Annotated in this window: 16 protein-coding genes and 1 tRNA gene; all 17 read left to right on the top strand. The window is 51.2% G+C overall.

Annotated features, from left to right (window positions below):
- The first annotated feature begins 3 nt into the window (after positions 1–3).
- The 17 genes from tpiA (at position 4) to nuoN (ending at position 16,326) form a co-directional block, all read left to right on the top strand.
- Positions 4–750: a triose-phosphate isomerase gene (gene tpiA / locus RGU70_RS09275; protein WP_322209111.1), complete on the top strand. Its 747-nt coding sequence runs from the start codon at positions 4–6 to the stop codon at positions 748–750.
- Positions 751–792: 42 nt separating this feature from the next.
- A complete protein-coding gene (gene secG / locus RGU70_RS09280) occupies positions 793–1,143 on the top strand; it encodes a preprotein translocase subunit SecG (RefSeq protein WP_322209112.1) in 351 nt (116 codons plus the stop codon).
- A gap of 117 nt (positions 1,144–1,260) precedes the next feature.
- A tRNA-Leu gene (locus tag RGU70_RS09285) sits at positions 1,261–1,346 on the top strand.
- Positions 1,347–1,466: 120 nt separating this feature from the next.
- Positions 1,467–1,826: an NADH-quinone oxidoreductase subunit A gene (locus RGU70_RS09290; protein WP_322209113.1), complete on the top strand. Its 360-nt coding sequence runs from the start codon at positions 1,467–1,469 to the stop codon at positions 1,824–1,826.
- A 3-nt stretch (positions 1,827–1,829) separates the two neighbouring features.
- Positions 1,830–2,306, top strand: a complete 477-nt coding sequence (locus tag RGU70_RS09295) for a NuoB/complex I 20 kDa subunit family protein (RefSeq protein WP_029363014.1) — start codon at positions 1,830–1,832, stop codon at positions 2,304–2,306.
- 12 nt (positions 2,307–2,318) lie between these two features.
- On the top strand, positions 2,319–2,912 hold the full coding sequence (locus tag RGU70_RS09300) for an NADH-quinone oxidoreductase subunit C (protein WP_322209114.1): 594 nt from the start codon (positions 2,319–2,321) through the stop codon (positions 2,910–2,912).
- Complete coding sequence (locus RGU70_RS09305) at positions 2,912–4,165, top strand: NADH-quinone oxidoreductase subunit D (RefSeq protein ID WP_322209115.1); 1,254 nt, start codon at positions 2,912–2,914, stop codon at positions 4,163–4,165. Before RGU70_RS09300 ends, RGU70_RS09305 begins: the two co-directional genes overlap by 1 nt.
- An 86-nt stretch (positions 4,166–4,251) precedes the next feature.
- On the top strand, positions 4,252–4,743 hold the full coding sequence (gene nuoE / locus RGU70_RS09310; RefSeq protein WP_322209116.1) for an NADH-quinone oxidoreductase subunit NuoE: 492 nt from the start codon (positions 4,252–4,254) through the stop codon (positions 4,741–4,743).
- Positions 4,740–6,035 (top strand): NADH-quinone oxidoreductase subunit NuoF, encoded by a 1,296-nt coding sequence (nuoF, locus tag RGU70_RS09315; protein ID WP_322209117.1) that lies wholly within the window; start codon positions 4,740–4,742, stop codon positions 6,033–6,035. The genes nuoE and nuoF overlap by 4 nt, the downstream gene beginning before the upstream one ends.
- A gap of 112 nt (positions 6,036–6,147) precedes the next feature.
- Positions 6,148–8,481 carry an NADH-quinone oxidoreductase subunit NuoG gene (gene nuoG / locus RGU70_RS09320; protein WP_322209118.1) on the top strand — a complete coding sequence of 778 codons (2,334 nt, stop codon included), beginning with the start codon at positions 6,148–6,150 and terminating at the stop codon, positions 8,479–8,481.
- The gene (gene nuoH, locus RGU70_RS09325; RefSeq protein ID WP_322209119.1) at positions 8,481–9,551 is read left to right on the top strand and encodes an NADH-quinone oxidoreductase subunit NuoH; all 1,071 of its coding nucleotides are present in this window, start codon (positions 8,481–8,483) and stop codon (positions 9,549–9,551) included. Before nuoG ends, nuoH begins: the two co-directional genes overlap by 1 nt.
- 20 nt (positions 9,552–9,571) lie before the next feature.
- A complete protein-coding gene (gene nuoI / locus RGU70_RS09330) occupies positions 9,572–10,060 on the top strand; it encodes an NADH-quinone oxidoreductase subunit NuoI (protein WP_322209120.1) in 489 nt (162 codons plus the stop codon).
- Positions 10,061–10,145: 85 nt separating this feature from the next.
- Positions 10,146–10,784 carry an NADH-quinone oxidoreductase subunit J gene (locus tag RGU70_RS09335; RefSeq protein WP_322210749.1) on the top strand — a complete coding sequence of 213 codons (639 nt, stop codon included), beginning with the start codon at positions 10,146–10,148 and terminating at the stop codon, positions 10,782–10,784.
- A 10-nt stretch (positions 10,785–10,794) separates the two neighbouring features.
- Complete coding sequence (gene nuoK / locus RGU70_RS09340) at positions 10,795–11,103, top strand: NADH-quinone oxidoreductase subunit NuoK (RefSeq protein ID WP_322209121.1); 309 nt, start codon at positions 10,795–10,797, stop codon at positions 11,101–11,103.
- 86 nt (positions 11,104–11,189) lie between these two features.
- Positions 11,190–13,283, top strand: a complete 2,094-nt coding sequence (nuoL, locus tag RGU70_RS09345) for an NADH-quinone oxidoreductase subunit L (protein WP_322209122.1) — start codon at positions 11,190–11,192, stop codon at positions 13,281–13,283.
- A gap of 27 nt (positions 13,284–13,310) precedes the next feature.
- Positions 13,311–14,801 carry an NADH-quinone oxidoreductase subunit M gene (locus tag RGU70_RS09350; protein WP_322209123.1) on the top strand — a complete coding sequence of 497 codons (1,491 nt, stop codon included), beginning with the start codon at positions 13,311–13,313 and terminating at the stop codon, positions 14,799–14,801.
- A 19-nt stretch (positions 14,802–14,820) separates the two neighbouring features.
- A complete protein-coding gene (nuoN, locus tag RGU70_RS09355; protein ID WP_322209124.1) occupies positions 14,821–16,326 on the top strand; it encodes an NADH-quinone oxidoreductase subunit NuoN in 1,506 nt (501 codons plus the stop codon).
- Positions 16,327–16,358 lie beyond the last annotated feature (32 nt).

Genomic DNA, 16,358 nt, shown 5'->3' on the forward strand with positions numbered 1-16,358 from the left:
CGTATGCGTCAAAAACTCATTGCTGGCAATTGGAAAATGAATGGCAGTCTGTCTGCAAATGCAGATCTGCTGTCGGGAGTTTGCGCGGGGCTGTCTCAGCCGCATTGCGAGGTAGCCGTATGTGTGCCGACGCCTTATCTTGCGCAAGCGCAGTTGGCGCTTGCTGAGTCAAAGCTGAAGCTGGGTGCGCAGGATGTTTCGGCTCATGCAGCGGGCGCTTACACGGGTGAGGTTTCTGCTTCGATGTTGCTGGAGTTTGGCGTGCAGTACGTGATCGTGGGGCACTCCGAGCGTCGTGCTTATCATTCTGAGAGTGATGCCGTAGTAGCGCAAAAAACACTTGCAGCGCTTGCGGCAGGCTTGACCCCGATTGTTTGCGTTGGCGAAACTCTGGAGCAGCGTGAAGCCGGGCAAACGAATGATATTGTGGCTAATCAGCTCAATAGTGTGTTGGCTGTGATTTCCAGCGACGATGTGGCTCGCATTGTGGTGGCTTATGAGCCTGTTTGGGCCATTGGTACCGGGAAAACTGCAACACCGTCCATGGCGCAAGAAGTGCATGCATTTTTGCGCTCTCAGTTAGCAATCAAGAACGCAGCGGCGGCTCAGCTAGTGGCGATTTTGTATGGTGGTAGCATGAAGCCCGATAATGCTGGCGAATTGCTGGGCATGGCCGATATTGATGGCGGACTTATTGGCGGCGCGGCTCTAAAAGCAGCAGATTTTCTTGCCATTATTCAAGCGGTCTGACGCTTCATATTTGATTTATCTGAAATTGGAAACTGTAAATACATGAACACTTTTTTTACCGCTATTGTTATTGTTCAAGTGCTGTCTGCGCTGACTATTATCGGACTGGTTTTGCTGCAGCACGGTAAAGGCGCCGATATGGGAGCTGCTTTTGGTTCTGGTGCTTCGGGCAGTTTGTTTGGTGCCACTGGCTCATCGAATTTTTTGTCTAAGTCGACAGGGGTGGCTGCGGCAGTATTTTTTGCGGCGACACTGGCGTTGGCGTATCTCAGTAATCATCACGCGGTAGCGAGTGGTGGTGTTATGGATGCACTGCCAATTCCGTCAACAGTCGTTCCGACTCCGGCTGCGCCAGTTGTTCCAGCCACCCCGGTTAATGAAATTCCGAAATAACTTTCCTTGTTTTGTTTCGCGGTCGCTAGCCTTGGGCGATCGAGTGTTAAACAATCAGTTTTAATCCTATTTGTGCATTGAACAAGAATGACAAGCAGGTTAAAATAGCAGCCTTAAGCCGACGTGGTGAAATTGGTAGACACGCTATCTTGAGGGGGTAGTGGCGTAAAGCTGTGCGAGTTCGAGTCTCGCCGCCGGCACCAGAAATGAAGTGGAAAAGCCAGCAAAGGAGTAAAGCCTGAGCTGGCTTTTTGTCGAAGGGATACGTTGCTCGATATTGAGAATCATTCCTAAATTTTTGTTCAACATACCTGCGCCCAAACGTGAACCTCGATAATTATCTCCCCGTATTACTGTTTATTTTGATTGGCATCGGCGTAGGTATCGCCCCTCAGTTGCTTGGTCGTCTACTCGGCCCGCACAAGCCTGATGCCCAAAAAACTTCTCCCTATGAGTGTGGCTTCGAAGCGTTTGAAGATGCCCGCATGAAATTCGATGTGCGCTACTACCTCGTAGCCATTCTGTTCATTTTGTTCGACCTTGAAACTGCTTTTTTCTTTCCCTGGGGCGTCGCAATGCGCGATCTGGGCTGGTCCGGCTTTGTCACGATGATGGTGTTCATCGCTGAATTTGTAGTCGGCTTTTGGTACATTTGGAAGAAGGGTGCCCTGGACTGGGAATAACTTATGTCAATTGAAGGCGTATTGAATGAGGGGTTCGTAACCACCTCGCTGGACAAAGTAATCAACTGGACGCGCACAGGTTCAATGTGGCCGATGACCTTCGGTTTGGCGTGTTGTGCTGTTGAGATGATGCACGTTGGGGCGTCCCGCTATGATCTGGACAGGTTCGGAATTATGTTTCGTCCGTCACCACGTCAATCGGATGTGATGATCGTTGCCGGCACACTGTGCAATAAAATGGCACCGGCATTGCGTAAAGTTTACGACCAGATGGCTGAGCCGCGTTGGGTTATCTCCATGGGTTCATGCGCTAATGGCGGTGGTTATTATCATTATTCTTACTCGGTGGTGCGCGGTTGTGATCGCATCGTGCCGGTCGATGTCTATGTGCCAGGTTGCCCGCCCACAGCGGAGGCTTTGCTGTACGGCGTCATCCAGTTGCAAAACAAGATCAAGCGCACTAATACCATTGCGCGCTAAGAGGGTAGAACGATGACTAAACTGGAAACTCTCGAAGCAGCCGTGCGCAATGCGCTGGGGGGGTATCTGCAAAATCTGGTCGTGGAATTGGATCAGGTCACCATTATCGTTAATGCAGGCGATTATTTATCTGCAATGCGTGTATTGCGCGATCACGCCGATACTCGCTTTGATCAGATGATGGATTTATGCGGTGTCGATTATTCTGCTTATGGCGACAGTGAATGGGATGGCGCGCGTTTTGCCGTTGTCTCACACCTGCTATCGGTGCAACACAATTGGCGCTTGCGCGTGCGGGTATTCGCGCCGGATGATGATTTGCCGCTAGTGTCTTCGGTAACGTCTATCTGGTCGACAGCCGACTGGTACGAACGCGAAGCTTTTGACTTCTTCGGTATTCTCTTCGACGGTCACAACGATTTGCGTCGTATTCTGACTGACTATGGCTTTATTGGTCATCCTTTCCGCAAAGACTTCCCTGTTTCCGGCTATGTCGAAATGCGTTACGACGCAGAGCAAAAACGTGTGGTCTATCAACCTGTCACCATCGAGCCGCGTGAAAACGTTCCGCGCGTGATTCGCGAAGAAAATTACGGGATCAAATAATGGCAGAGATCAAGAATTACACGCTCAATTTCGGTCCTCAGCATCCAGCTGCACATGGTGTTTTGCGTCTGGTGTTGGAGCTTGACGGTGAGGTGATCCAACGCGCCGATCCGCACATTGGTCTGCTGCATCGCGCGACCGAAAAGCTGGCAGAGCAGAAAACCTATCTGCAATCAGTGCCATACATGGATCGGCTCGATTACGTGTCGATGATGTGTAACGAGCATGCTTATGTCATGGCGATTGAAAAGATGTTGGGTGTCGAGGTGCCAGTGCGCGCCCAGTACATTCGCGTCATGTTCGATGAGATCACCCGCTTGATGAATCACCTGATGTGGATTGGTGCACATGCGCTGGACGTCGGCGCCATGGGGGTGTTGCTGTATGCCTTCCGCGAACGTGAAGATTTGATGGATTGCTACGAAGCGGTCTCCGGTGCGCGTATGCATGCCGCGTATTACCGTCCGGGCGGCGTCTACCGCGATTTGCCCAATGCCATGCCGCAATATCAGGCTTCGATCATGCGTAATGACAAGGCGATTCGCGCGCTCAATGAGAATCGTCAAGGCTCCTTGCTCGATTTCATCGATGATTTCACCAAGCGTTTCCCGACTTATGTCGATGAATACGAAACCCTGTTGACCGATAACCGCATCTGGAAACAGCGACTCGTCGGTGTGGGTGTGGTTTCCCCTGAGCGAGCGCTGGCAATGGGCTTTACCGGTCCGATGCTGCGCGGCTCCGGGATCGAATGGGACTTGCGACGGAAACAGCCTTACGAAGTCTATGACCAGTTAGATTTTGATATTCCTGTTGGCAAGAATGGCGATAGCTATGATCGCTATTTGGTACGGGTTGAGGAAATGCGCCAATCGAATCGCATCATTTCCCAGTGCGTTGAGTGGTTGCGAAAAAATGAAGGCCCGGTCATTGTCGACAATCACAAGATTGCACCGCCGCCGCGGGTCGACATGAAATCGAACATGGAAGATCTGATTCACCACTTCAAATTGTTCACTGAAGGATTCCATGTACCGCCGGGCGAGACTTATGCGGCAGTTGAACATCCCAAAGGGGAATTCGGTATTTATCTGATTTCTGATGGTGCCAACAAGCCATACCGCATGAAGATACGCGCTCCTGGCTTTGCGCATTTGCAAAGTCTGAACGAAATGGCCAAAGGTCACATGATTGCCGATGCAGTAACGATTATTGGATCGCAAGATATTGTATTTGGTGAGATCGATCGTTAATCGATGATGTGATGCTGATGCTTTTTCCTATTGCTATATTGCAATAACAACCCCGCGCAGAAGATTGCGCACGGACGGTCAACGACATGCTGTTATCTCAAGAAGCCTTACATAAAATAGATCGCGAGCTGGCGAAATATCCAGCCGATCAAAAGCAATCTGCCGTTATGGCAGCATTGGCAATTGCCCAGGATGAACATGGTTGGTTGCCGCCCGAACTGCAGCATGAAATCGCTGACTATCTGGACATGGCGCCGGTAGCAGTACAAGAAGTCGCCACGTTCTACAACATGTACAACACGCGGCCAGTCGGGAAATTCAAAATTACCGTATGCACCAATTTGCCTTGCCAGTTGTCAGGCGGTGCCAATGCAGCCGCTTATCTCAAGCAAAAATTGGGCATTGGATTCAAAGAAACTACATCGGACGGCCAGTTCACTCTGCTTGAAGGCGAATGCATGGGCGCTTGCGGAGATGCGCCTGTGATGTTGCTCAATAACAAACGGATGTGCAGCTGGATGTCGAACGAAAAAATTGATGCGCTGATTGTAGAGTTAAGCGAAGGCACTGCCAAATGACCTCATTGCACAATCGTCATATCAATCCATTGATTCTTGCAGGTCTAGATGGTGCCAACTGGCATCTGGCTGACTATGTCAAGCGCGGAGGTTATGCCTCTCTCAAGCGTATTCTTGCTGACAACATCACTCCAGAACAAGTGATTGCCGAACTGAAGGCATCCTCGCTGCGTGGACGTGGCGGCGCCGGTTTTCCGACTGGCCTGAAATGGAGTTTCATGCCGCGTCAGTTTCCAGGTCAGAAGTATCTGGTCTGCAATAGCGACGAAGGCGAGCCGGGCACATTCAAGGATCGGGACATTCTGCGCTACAACCCGCATGCATTGATCGAAGGAATGATCATTGGCGGCTATGCAATGGGTATTACCGTTGGGTATAACTACATTCACGGCGAAATTTGGGACGCCTATGCGCGTTTCGAAGAGGCGTTGGAAGAGGCGCGTGCTGCCGGTTTTCTTGGCGACAATATCCTCGGTTCCGGTTTGAATTTCCAGCTGCACGGCCATCACGGCTATGGTGCTTATATTTGTGGAGAAGAAACGGCGTTGCTGGAATCGCTTGAAGGTAAAAAAGGCCAGCCGCGATTCAAGCCACCGTTCCCTGCGAGCTTCGGCTTGTACGGTAAGCCGACCACGATCAACAATACTGAAACTTTCGCCGCAGTGCCTTTCATTTTCCAGATCGGCGCAGCCGCTTATGCGGGTATAGGCAAGCCAAATAATGGCGGTTCGAAGATATTTTCGATTTCAGGCGATGTGGAATTGCCAGGAAATTATGAAGTACCGCTCGGAACGCCATTTGCCAAATTGCTGGAACTGGCAGGTGGTATGCGCGGCGGGAAAAAAATCAAGGCTGTGATTCCTGGTGGTTCTTCTGCACCCGTTATTCGGGGCGATGTCATGATGGATACGGACCTCGATTACGATTCGATTGCCAAGGCTGGTTCCATGCTAGGTTCTGGTGCGGTCATCGTAATGGACGATACCCGCTGCATGGTTAAGTCCCTGATGCGCCTGTCGTATTTTTACTTCGAAGAATCTTGTGGTCAATGTACACCTTGCCGGGAAGGTACCGGCTGGATGTATCGCATGGTAGAGCGAATTGAAAACGGTCAAGGTCGTCCAGACGATTTGGATAAGCTCAACGCTGTTGCCGACAATATTCAGGGGCGGACAATTTGTGCGTTGGGAGATGCGGCGGCAATGCCGGTGCGTGCTTTCATCAAGAATTTCCGTGAAGAGTTTGAGTATCACATCGAGCATAAACATTGCCTGGTGCCGTCTTATATCTAGCCACTGCCTGCCGCATGGCATGCGGTGATAGGGCGTTGTGTAATGCCAGCTAAAAACTGGCAGCACAGAACGCATTGAAGCAACAGCACATACTTAGTTTGGGCAAAAAGCCATGGTCGAAATTGAAATAGACGGCAAGAAAGTGGAAGTACAAGAAGGCAGCATGGTGATGGACGCTGCCAACAAACTTGGCACGTACATTCCGCATTTCTGCTATCACAAAAAACTGTCCATCGCGGCTAATTGCCGGATGTGCCTGGTTGACGTCGAAAAAGCACCCAAGCCCCTGCCTGCCTGCGCGACTCCTGTCTCTGCGGGCATGATCGTACGCACCGCGAGCGATAAGGCGGTCAAGGCGCAGCAAGGCGTGATGGAATTTTTATTGATCAATCATCCCTTGGATTGTCCTATTTGTGACCAGGGTGGCGAATGCCAATTGCAGGATCTTGCAGTCGGATATGGCGGTTCTACCTCACGTTACGAAGAAGAGAAGCGTGTAGTGACCCCCAAGGATGTCGGTCCGCTGATATCGATGAAAGAAATGAATCGCTGCATTCACTGCACCCGTTGCGTCCGTTTCGGTCAGGAAGTTGCTGGCGTCATGGAGCTGGGGATGCTGGGTCGTGGCGAACACGCGGAAATTACTACTTTCGTCGGCAATACGGTGGATTCCGAGTTGTCGGGAAACATGATCGATCTGTGTCCGGTTGGCGCACTGACCTCCAAGCCTTTCCGTTACAGCGCTCGTACCTGGGAATTGTCACGCCGCAAATCGGTGAGTCCGCATGACGGCATGGGAACCAACCTGACTGTGCAAGTCAAGGGTGGCAAAGTGATGCGCGTCCTGCCGCTGGAAAATGACGATGTCAACGAGTGCTGGATCTCGGACAAGGATCGTTTTTCCTACGAGGCTCTGGACAGTGAACAAAGACTGACCGCACCGATGCTCAAGCAAGATGGTGTCTGGCGCACAGTCGATTGGCAAACCGCGCTCGAATATGTTGCCCACGGATTGCGCAATATCAAACACGAACATGGTGCTGACGCAATCGCTGCGCTGGCAACGCCTACTTCGACGCTGGAAGAAATGAACTTGCTGCAAAAAGTAGTGCGCGGTATCGGTTCTGAAAATATTGAATTCCGTCTGCGTCAAACAGATTTCACGCTGGATCATCAAGTCACGCCTTGGCTGGGCATGTCTATCACCGAATTCGGCCAGCTGGATCGGGCATTAGTTATCGGGTCTTTCCTGCGCAAAGATCATCCGCTGCTTGCAGCTCGTCTGCGCCAATCGGTGAAGAATGGCGGTCATGTCAATGTGCTGCATGCCACTGACGATGACTTGTTGATGCCGATTGCGAACAAGTTGGTGCGCGCACCGTCCGATTGGCTCGCTGCATTGGGTGAAATAGTTGCTGCTGTAGCCGCGCTCAAGAATGTTACGGCACCGGCTGGATTCGAAGCTGTCGTTGCGACGGAAGCGGCGCAGAAAATTGCGGTCAGCTTAATGTCTGGTACTGCAAAAGCGATCCTGCTCGGTAATGCTGCGAGCCAACACCCGCAAGCGTCGCAACTGCATGTGGCTGCGCAGTGGATCGCCCAACATACCGAATCCAAACTTGCGTATTTGACAGAAGGCGGCAATACCGTCGGTGCTTATCTGGCAAATGCCATTCCTGCTGCAGGCAAGGCCCAGCCAGTGTTTGGCGTGGCGCGCAAAGCGTATCTGCTGCTGAATGTCGAACCAGAATTGGACAGCAGCAACCCGCAAGCTGCACGGACTGCACTGAAGCAAGCCGAGATGGTGGTGGTGATGTCACCTTACCGTCATGGTGAAGAATATGCGGATGTGTTGCTGCCAATTGCACCGTTCACTGAAACTTCCGGCACCTTCGTCAACTGCGAAGGACGGGCCCAAAGTTTCAACGGTACGGTCAAGCCACTCGGTGAAACGCGTCCAGCCTGGAAGGTTCTGCGGGTACTGGGTAATTTGCTTGGCTTGCCTAACTTCGACTATGAGACTTCCGAGTCAATCCGTGCAGAAGTGCTTGGTGCGACCATACCGTCGCAGGCTGAACTGTCTGCCCGTCTGAACAACACGGCATCCTTGGTTCTGACGCCTGCATTTGCGATGGATGCGGGTGGTTTAGAACGGATTGCCGATGTGCCAATTTACTTTACCGATGCGATTGTGCGTCGTGCGCCTTCTCTGCAGCAGACGACAGATGCACGGCCGCCTCGTGCCTGGCTTCCTGCTGCCTTGGCAAAGCAGCTCGCCGTGTCGACTGGGGACCTTGTGAAAGTGACTCAAGGGCAGGGCAGCAGCGTGTTGACTGCAGAAGTTGATACTCGGTTACCGGCTAATGTGGTGCGTATCGCCGCAGCTCATACCGCGACGGCAGCGCTGGGCTCAATGTTCGGCACGATCATGGTGGAGAAAGCGTGATGGAACACTATATTGCTGCTCTCAATAATATTGGTCTGTCTACTCTTGGCTTTTATGGTTGGGCGCTGGTCTGGAATGTACTGAAGATCCTGGTCGTCATGGTGCCGTTACTGGTATGCGTTGCTTATCTGACGTATTGGGAGCGCAAGTTGATCGGTTGGATGCATGTGCGCCTTGGCCCCAATCGTGTCGGTCCAGCGGGTTTGCTACAACCGATTGCCGATGCGCTCAAACTTATTTTCAAGGAAGTAACTACTCCGGCCAAAGCCAATAAGATACTTTTCTTTATCGCGCCGATTATGACCATCATGCCGGCTCTGGCCGCATGGGCAGTGATCCCGTTCGGACCTGAAAAAGTGCTGGCTAACGTCAATGCCGGATTATTGTTTGTGATGGCAATTACTTCGATGGAAGTCTACGGCGTCATCATCGCTGGATGGGCTTCGAATTCGAAATACGCGTTCCTAGGTGCGATGCGCGCCTCTGCGCAAATGGTTTCATATGAAATCGCAATGGGTTTTGCTCTTGTAATCGTGCTCATGGTCACCGGCAGCCTGAATCTCACTGACATTGTGATGGGGCAGAGCAAAGGTTACTTTTTCGACCATGGCGTTAATTTCTTGTCTTGGAATTGGTTGTCGCTGCTGCCGGTGTTTGTGATTTATGTTATTTCCGGTATCGCTGAAACCAATCGGCATCCGTTTGATGTGGTTGAAGGTGAGTCCGAGATCGTCGCCGGTCACATGATCGAATACTCAGGGATGTCATTCGCCATGTTTTTCCTGGCGGAATACGCCAACATGATTCTGATCTCAGCATTAGCGTCACTGATGTTCCTCGGTGGATGGGCCTCGCCGTTGCAAGTTCTTGATTTCATCCCGGGCTGGATATGGCTGGGTCTGAAGACTTTCTTTGTTGTGTCCTTGTTCATCTGGGTACGTGCTTCGTTTCCGCGCTACCGCTATGATCAAATCATGCGTCTGGGCTGGAAGGTATTTATTCCACTGACGCTGGCCTGCTTAGTGATTGTCGCTATCTGGATGCAGACACCCTGGAATATTTGGAAGTAACGGAAAAGGTTGATACGAAGATGGAAGCAATTAAGGATTTCTTTAGCAGTTTGATGCTGCGTGAATTGCTGAAAGGCCTCGCGCTCACTGGTCGCTATCTGTTCGCCCGGAAAATCACCATTCAGTTTCCTGAAGAAAAAACGCCGCAGTCACCGCGTTTTCGAGGTCTGCATGCGCTTCGCCGCTATCCCAACGGGGAAGAGCGTTGCATCGCCTGCAAACTGTGCGAAGCTGTGTGTCCTGCGATGGCCATTACTATCGAGTCTGAGCAACGTGACGACGGTTCGCGCCGAACCACTCGCTATGACATCGATTTGACCAAGTGTATTTTTTGTGGATTTTGCGAAGAATCTTGCCCTGTCGATTCTATTGTGGAAACGCATATTCTGGAATATCACGGTGAAAAACGCGGTGACTTGTACTACACCAAGGAAATGCTGTTGGCAGTTGGCGATCGTTACGAACCGCAAATTGCCGCTGCCCGTGCAGCAGATGCAACGTATCGCTGATTAAAGTAAATGTGGCAGTGCGGCGGCATGTCCCGTATCTGCAAATTGTGCTGTAGTGCTTTCAATAGCCGACTTTTGGTTGATTATGGAATTTAAAACTTTCTTGTTTTACGCGTTCTCGCTGATACTTATATTGGCAGCCTTGCGCGTTATCACCGCACGCAACCCTGTTCACGCAGCCTTGTTTTTGGTGTTGGCGTTCTTTTCGGCAGCGGGTATTTGGCTGCTGTTGCAAGCGGAATTTCTGGCCATCGTTCTGGTGCTCGTGTATGTAGGCGCAGTCATGGTGCTGTTCCTGTTTGTCGTGATGATGCTCGACATCAATTTGGAACAAATGCGCGAAGGGTTCTGGGGATATTTCCCCATGGCGGCCACTATTGGTGTGGTGATCGTGCTTGAAATGGCGGCCATACTCATGCGGAATTTCTGGATCAGCGAGGCGCAGGTGCCTCCGGCTTCTGCCAACATTGGAAGCACCAAAGCGCTCGGCATGTTGATTTACACAGAATACGTTTACGCATTTGAAATCGCCGCCGTCATTTTGCTGGTGGCGATTGTCGCGGCAGTCTCACTGACTTTACGAACCCGCAAAGACACCAAACATTTCTCGCCGTCCGAGGCAGTTAAAGTCAAGCGCAGCGACCGCGTCCGTTTAGTGAACATGAAATCGGAATCCCCACGCAACGATCCGCCCGCAGCTGCGGTGACGGACACTCAGGCTTAAGAGAACCACCATGAATTTATCGTTGGCACATTACCTGGTTCTCGGCGCGCTGCTGTTTGCTATTTCTATCGTCGGTATTTTTCTCAATCGGAAAAACATCATCGTGCTACTGATGGCGATCGAACTGATGCTGTTAGCGGTCAATATGAATTTCATCGCTTTTTCGCATTATCTTGGCGATGCGGCGGGGCAGATTTTCGTTTTCTTTATTCTGACGGTGGCCGCGGCTGAATCGGCGATCGGACTGGCTATTTTAGTACTCGTATTCCGCAATCTGAATACCATCAATGTAGAAGACCTGGATAGTCTGAAAGGTTAGGCGCTGTGACGCTGGAGCAGGACGAGTTCGTTTGAGTCGGCGGTAACGCAGCTCAGCTTTCATTCAAAATAGCGATAAGGTTTATCATGGCGGGGCAACTTAACCCACACCTTCTACTTGCCGTACCACTGGCTCCGCTGGTTGGCTCAGCAATTGCCGGCTTGTTCGGCACAAAGTTTTTCGGCAACGTCGTCGGACGTAAAATTTCACACAGTGTGACCATTCTTGGCGTGCTCATTGCGCTGATCATCTCGATACAGACACTGCTCGCAGTTGTTGGCGGGGCCAGTTACAACGGCACGCTATACACCTGGATGACGGTAGCTGGAATGAAGTTCGAAGTCGGTTTCCTGATTGATAGCCTGACGGCGTTGATGATGTGTGTAGTGACCTTCGTTTCCCTGATGGTGCACATTTACACCATCGGCTACATGAAAGACGATGAAGGCTACAACCGCTTCTTTTCATATATTTCACTGTTCACCTTTTCGATGCTGATGCTCGTCATGAGCAACAACTTCCTGCAACTGTTTTTCGGTTGGGAAGCAGTGGGTCTCGTGTCTTACTTGTTGATCGGTTTCTGGTACACGCGGCCGACTGCAATCAAGGCGAACATGAAGGCCTTTCTGGTCAACCGTGTCGGCGATTTCGGTTTCATCCTCGGTATCGGTTTGCTGATGGCCTATGCTGGTTCGATGAACTACGCTGAAGTCTTCGCTAGGAAAACCGAGCTCGCTCAGCTCACATTGCCAGGTACTAACTGGATGCTTCTTACCGTGGCATGTATTTGCCTGTTCATCGGTGCGATGGGTAAATCGGCGCAATTTCCGCTGCACGTCTGGTTGCCTGATTCGATGGAAGGTCCTACACCTATCTCCGCGCTGATTCATGCCGCTACGATGGTTACTGCAGGTATCTTCATGGTGTCCCGTATGTCGCCGCTGTTCGAATTGTCCGATACTGCGTTGTCAGTGATTCTGGTGATCGGTGCGATTACGGCACTGTTCATGGGTCTTCTTGGCATCATGCAAACCGACATCAAGCGAGTGGTTGCCTATTCGACCCTGTCACAACTAGGTTATATGACTGTGGCACTCGGTGCTTCGGCGTATTCCGTGGCGGTATTCCATCTGATGACACACGCTTTTTTCAAAGCGCTGCTATTCCTGGGAGCGGGTTCGGTCATTATCGGGATGCATCATGATCAGGACATCCGTAACATGGGTGGTCTGCGTAAATACATGCCGATTACCTGGATAACTTCACTCGTTGGCTCGCTTGCGCTGATCGGCACGCCTTTCTTCTCGGGTTTCTATTCCAAAGACAGCATCATTGATGCCGTGCATGCATCGACCTTGCCTGGTGCCGGCTTTGCTTATTTCTCTGTGCTGGCGGGTGTGTTTATCACGGCCTTCTATTCCTTCCGCATGTATTTCCTGGTGTTTCACGGAGAAGAGCGGTTCGGCAAAGCGGCACATGGTAGCCATGACCAGCATGCATCGGCCGCTGTTAGCCACGACGCACATGATGCAGCACATGCAGTGGATGATGCTGTTCACGACGATCACGCTCACGATGGATTAGCGCCGGGGCAGAAACCGCATGAGTCGCCACTGGTTGTCACTTTGCCGTTGATTCTGCTGGCTATTCCTTCTGCAATTATTGGTTTCCTGGCAATTGGTCCGATGCTGTTTGGTGATTTCTTCAAAGGCGTGTTGTTTGTCAGTGAAACGCATGCCGCCATGGAGGAACTTGCACATGAATATCATGGGCCTGTCGCCATGGCAGTGCATGCACTGACCTCGCCGCCATTCTTGCTGGCATTGGCTGGTGTGCTTGTGTCTTATTACTTCTACATGGTCAATCCACGTGTGCCAGCATGGATCAAGGATAAATTTTCGCCTATCTACACGCTGCTGGAAAACAAGTACTACCTTGATAAATTTAATGATGTTGTCTTCGCCGGCGGTGCGCGCTTGCTTGGCGGCGGTCTTTGGAGTATCGGCGACAAGGGTTTGATTGATGGCTTGATCGTCAATGGCAGTGCCAAAGTCGTCAACTGGTTTTCTAAAGTCATGCGGCTGGGGCAGACCGGCTATATCTATCATTATGCTTTCGTAATGATCATTGGCGTTCTGGGTTTCCTCGTGTGGTTCCTGCCGTTTCCGTTTGCCAATTAAGTTGGCGGAGTAAAGTTAAAAATAACCATGATGCAGTCATCTCTTCCTCTCCTCAGCATCGCGATCTGGTGTCCGATCGCCTTCGGTGTCCTCGTCCTGTTGATCGGGCGCGACAGTAATCCAGCGCTGGTGCGCTGGTTGTCTCTCTTCGGTTCCTTAGTCAGTTTTGTCGTGACATTGCCGTTGGTGCAACAGTTCGACAATTCTGCTCACGGCATGCAGTTTGTCGAAAAATTTGCCTGGATCGAACGCTTTAGCATTAGCTACTATCTTGGCATTGATGGTTTGTCGCTCTGGCTTTTGCCTCTGACGGCATTTATCACCATCATCGTCGTGCTGTCCGCGTGGGAAGTGATACAAAAGCGTGTTGCCCAATATATGGGGGCGTTTTTGATTCTGTCGGGCCTGATGATCGGTGTGTTTTCGGCGCTGGACGGGTTGCTTTTCTACGTGTTTTTTGAAGCCACGCTCATTCCGATGTTTATCATCGTCGGTGTCTGGGGCGGCGCGAATCGCGTATATGCCGCGATCAAATTTTTCCTCTACACCTTGCTTGGTTCCTTAATGATGCTGGTGGCGTTGATTTATTTGTACTTTGTTTCAGGCGGAAGTTTTGAAATCCCGGTATGGCATCAGACGGCATTGTCGATGCAAGAGCAAATCTGGATTTTCCTGGCATTCCTGATGGCCTTTGCCGTCAAGGTTCCTATGTGGCCGGTGCATACCTGGTTGCCGGATGCCCACGTTGAAGCGCCGACGGGCGGTTCCATTGTGTTGGCTGCGATCATGCTCAAGCTCGGCGCTTATGGTTTCCTCAGATTTTCCTTGCCCATTACGCCTGACGCCAGTCATTACCTCTCGGGCTTCATGATTACGCTGTCCCTGATTGCCGTGATTTACATCGGCTTGGTCGCACTGGTGCAGGAAGATATGAAGAAGCTCGTTGCGTATTCGTCGATCGCGCACATGGGTTTCGTTACGCTTGGCTTTTTCATGTTCAATGATTTGGCATTGCAGGGCAGTATTGCGCAAATGATTTCGCACGGGTTGGTGTCGGGCGCCATGTTTATGGCGATCGGGGTCATGTATGACCGCATGCACACTCGTCGGATTGCTGATTACGGCGGAGTCGTCAATCGCATGCCACGCTTTGCTGCTTTTTTCGTCCTGTTCTCACTGGCCAACTCGGGATTGCCGGCTACCTCGGGTTTTGTAGGCGAATTCATGGTGATTCTGGGTGCGGTCAAATTTAATTTCTGGATTGGCTTGTTGGCGGCCACAGCATTAATTCTGGGGGCTTCCTATTCTCTGTGGCTGGTCAAACGGGTGATATTTGGTGCGATTGCCAATCACCATGTCGACGAGCTGACCGATATCAACAAGCGTGAATTCCTTATATTGGGATTGTTGGCCATCGGCATACTTGTCATGGGCTTGTATCCTGCCCCGGTTATCGATGCGATGCAGGTGTCGGTGGCGGATCTGTTGAAGCATATTGCGATCTCCAAGATCAACTAAGAACACTTAAGCGGCACATATGATTATTTCGAACCTGATCCCTGTTTATCCAGAAATTTTTCTTCTGATTGCAGCCTCTGTAATTTTGCTGATCGATATGTTCCTGCCCGATGGGAAGCGATTCATTACGTATTTGCTTTCGCTGCTGGCGCTTGCTGTTTGCGCCGCCCTGACCATCCTTACTTTTAATGGCGGTGCGACGGTCTATACCTTCAGCAACATGTTTGTGGGCGATCCGCTTTCGAGCCTCTTGAAGCTGGCTTCTTATATCGCTGTTGGTGCAACGCTGGTTTACTCGCGCCAATATGCTACCGAACGCGGGATGATCGGTTCGCAACTGGGGGGTGAGTTTTACCCGCTTGCGTTGTTCTCCCTGCTGGGTCAGATGGTCATGATTTCCGGCAATAATTTTCTCAGTATGTATCTGGGACTGGAATTGATGTCCTTGACGCTTTATGCGCTGATTGCATTGCGACGCGATAGTAACGTGGCCACTGAGGCCGCGATGAAGTACTTCGTGTTGGGGGCGCTGGCTTCGGGGTTCCTGTTGTATGGCATTTCGATGCTCTATGGCGCAACCGGTTCGCTGGAACTGAACGAAGTGTTCCGCGCCATCATCTCTGGTTCTGTTGATCGTAATGTGCTGATTTTTGGTCTGGTATTTGTGGTTGCCGGACTGGCGTTTAAATTGGGTGCAGTTCCTTTCCATATGTGGGTGCCGGATGTGTATCAGGGTGCGCCGACTGCGGTTACGTTGTTGCTCGGCGGTGCGCCAAAACTGGCGGCTTTCGCGCTGACTTTCCGTTTTCTGGTCGAAGGCCTGTTGCCTCTGGCAATCGACTGGCAGCAAATGCTGACGGTGCTGGCAGTGTTGTCCATCATCATTGGTAATCTGACCGCGATTGCACAAACCAATTTCAAGCGGATGTTGGCCTATTCGACCATTTCGCACATGGGTTTCATGCTCCTGGGTTTGCTATCAGGTGTGGTCGATGGCAATCTTTTTTCTGCAGTCAATGCCTATAGTTCTTCCTTGTTTTATGTCATTACCTATGTGCTGACGACGCTCGGTACTTTCGGATTGATCATGATGATGTCGCGCTCCGGGTTTGAAGCGGATCGGCTCGAGGATTTGAAGGGCTTGAATCAACGCAGCCCATGGTTTGCAGCGATGATGATGCTGATGATGTTTTCTCTGGCAGGTGTGCCGCCGCTGGCGGGCTTCATGGCTAAATTCTCCGTGTTGCAGGCCGCTCTGGGTACGGGGCAGCTTTGGCTGCCGATTGTGGCAGTCGTGTTCTCACTGGTCGGTGCCTTCTATTACTTGCGCGTGGTCAAGCTGATGTATTTTGATGATGCAACCGATACCGCCAAGTTGACTGCTCCTATCGATGTGCGAGTTTTAATGAGCATCAACGGTCTGGCACTTTTGCTCTTCGGATTGTGGCCAAAACCATTGTTAGATGCTTGTACCAATGCAATCGTGACGACCCTGAGCGTGTATCTCGGCAAAATTGTCTCCTGATAACCTTGAGCATTTTTCCCTCTGACAGCGTT

The organism is Herbaspirillum sp. RTI4 (assembly GCF_034313965.1).
In the GTDB taxonomy this organism is placed as follows: Bacteria; Pseudomonadota; Gammaproteobacteria; order Burkholderiales; family Burkholderiaceae_D; genus Herbaspirillum.

Bases quoted from the DNA above. Each gene is read 5' to 3' on its own strand.
- tpiA (WP_322209111.1), top strand. From the start codon at position 4: ATGCGTCAAAAACTCATTGCTGGCAATTGGAAAATGAATGGCAGTCTG.
- secG (WP_322209112.1), top strand. From the start codon at position 793: ATGAACACTTTTTTTACCGCTATTGTTATTGTTCAAGTGCTGTCTGCG.
- RGU70_RS09295 (WP_029363014.1), top strand. From the start codon at position 1,830: ATGTCAATTGAAGGCGTATTGAATGAGGGGTTCGTAACCACCTCGCTG.
- RGU70_RS09300 (WP_322209114.1), top strand. From the start codon at position 2,319: ATGACTAAACTGGAAACTCTCGAAGCAGCCGTGCGCAATGCGCTGGGG.
- RGU70_RS09305 (WP_322209115.1), top strand. From the start codon at position 2,912: ATGGCAGAGATCAAGAATTACACGCTCAATTTCGGTCCTCAGCATCCA.
- nuoE (WP_322209116.1), top strand. From the start codon at position 4,252: ATGCTGTTATCTCAAGAAGCCTTACATAAAATAGATCGCGAGCTGGCG.
- nuoF (WP_322209117.1), top strand. From the start codon at position 4,740: ATGACCTCATTGCACAATCGTCATATCAATCCATTGATTCTTGCAGGT.
- nuoG (WP_322209118.1), top strand. From the start codon at position 6,148: ATGGTCGAAATTGAAATAGACGGCAAGAAAGTGGAAGTACAAGAAGGC.
- nuoH (WP_322209119.1), top strand. From the start codon at position 8,481: ATGGAACACTATATTGCTGCTCTCAATAATATTGGTCTGTCTACTCTT.
- nuoI (WP_322209120.1), top strand. From the start codon at position 9,572: ATGGAAGCAATTAAGGATTTCTTTAGCAGTTTGATGCTGCGTGAATTG.
- RGU70_RS09335 (WP_322210749.1), top strand. From the start codon at position 10,146: ATGGAATTTAAAACTTTCTTGTTTTACGCGTTCTCGCTGATACTTATA.
- nuoK (WP_322209121.1), top strand. From the start codon at position 10,795: ATGAATTTATCGTTGGCACATTACCTGGTTCTCGGCGCGCTGCTGTTT.
- nuoL (WP_322209122.1), top strand. From the start codon at position 11,190: ATGGCGGGGCAACTTAACCCACACCTTCTACTTGCCGTACCACTGGCT.
- RGU70_RS09350 (WP_322209123.1), top strand. From the start codon at position 13,311: ATGATGCAGTCATCTCTTCCTCTCCTCAGCATCGCGATCTGGTGTCCG.
- nuoN (WP_322209124.1), top strand. From the start codon at position 14,821: ATGATTATTTCGAACCTGATCCCTGTTTATCCAGAAATTTTTCTTCTG.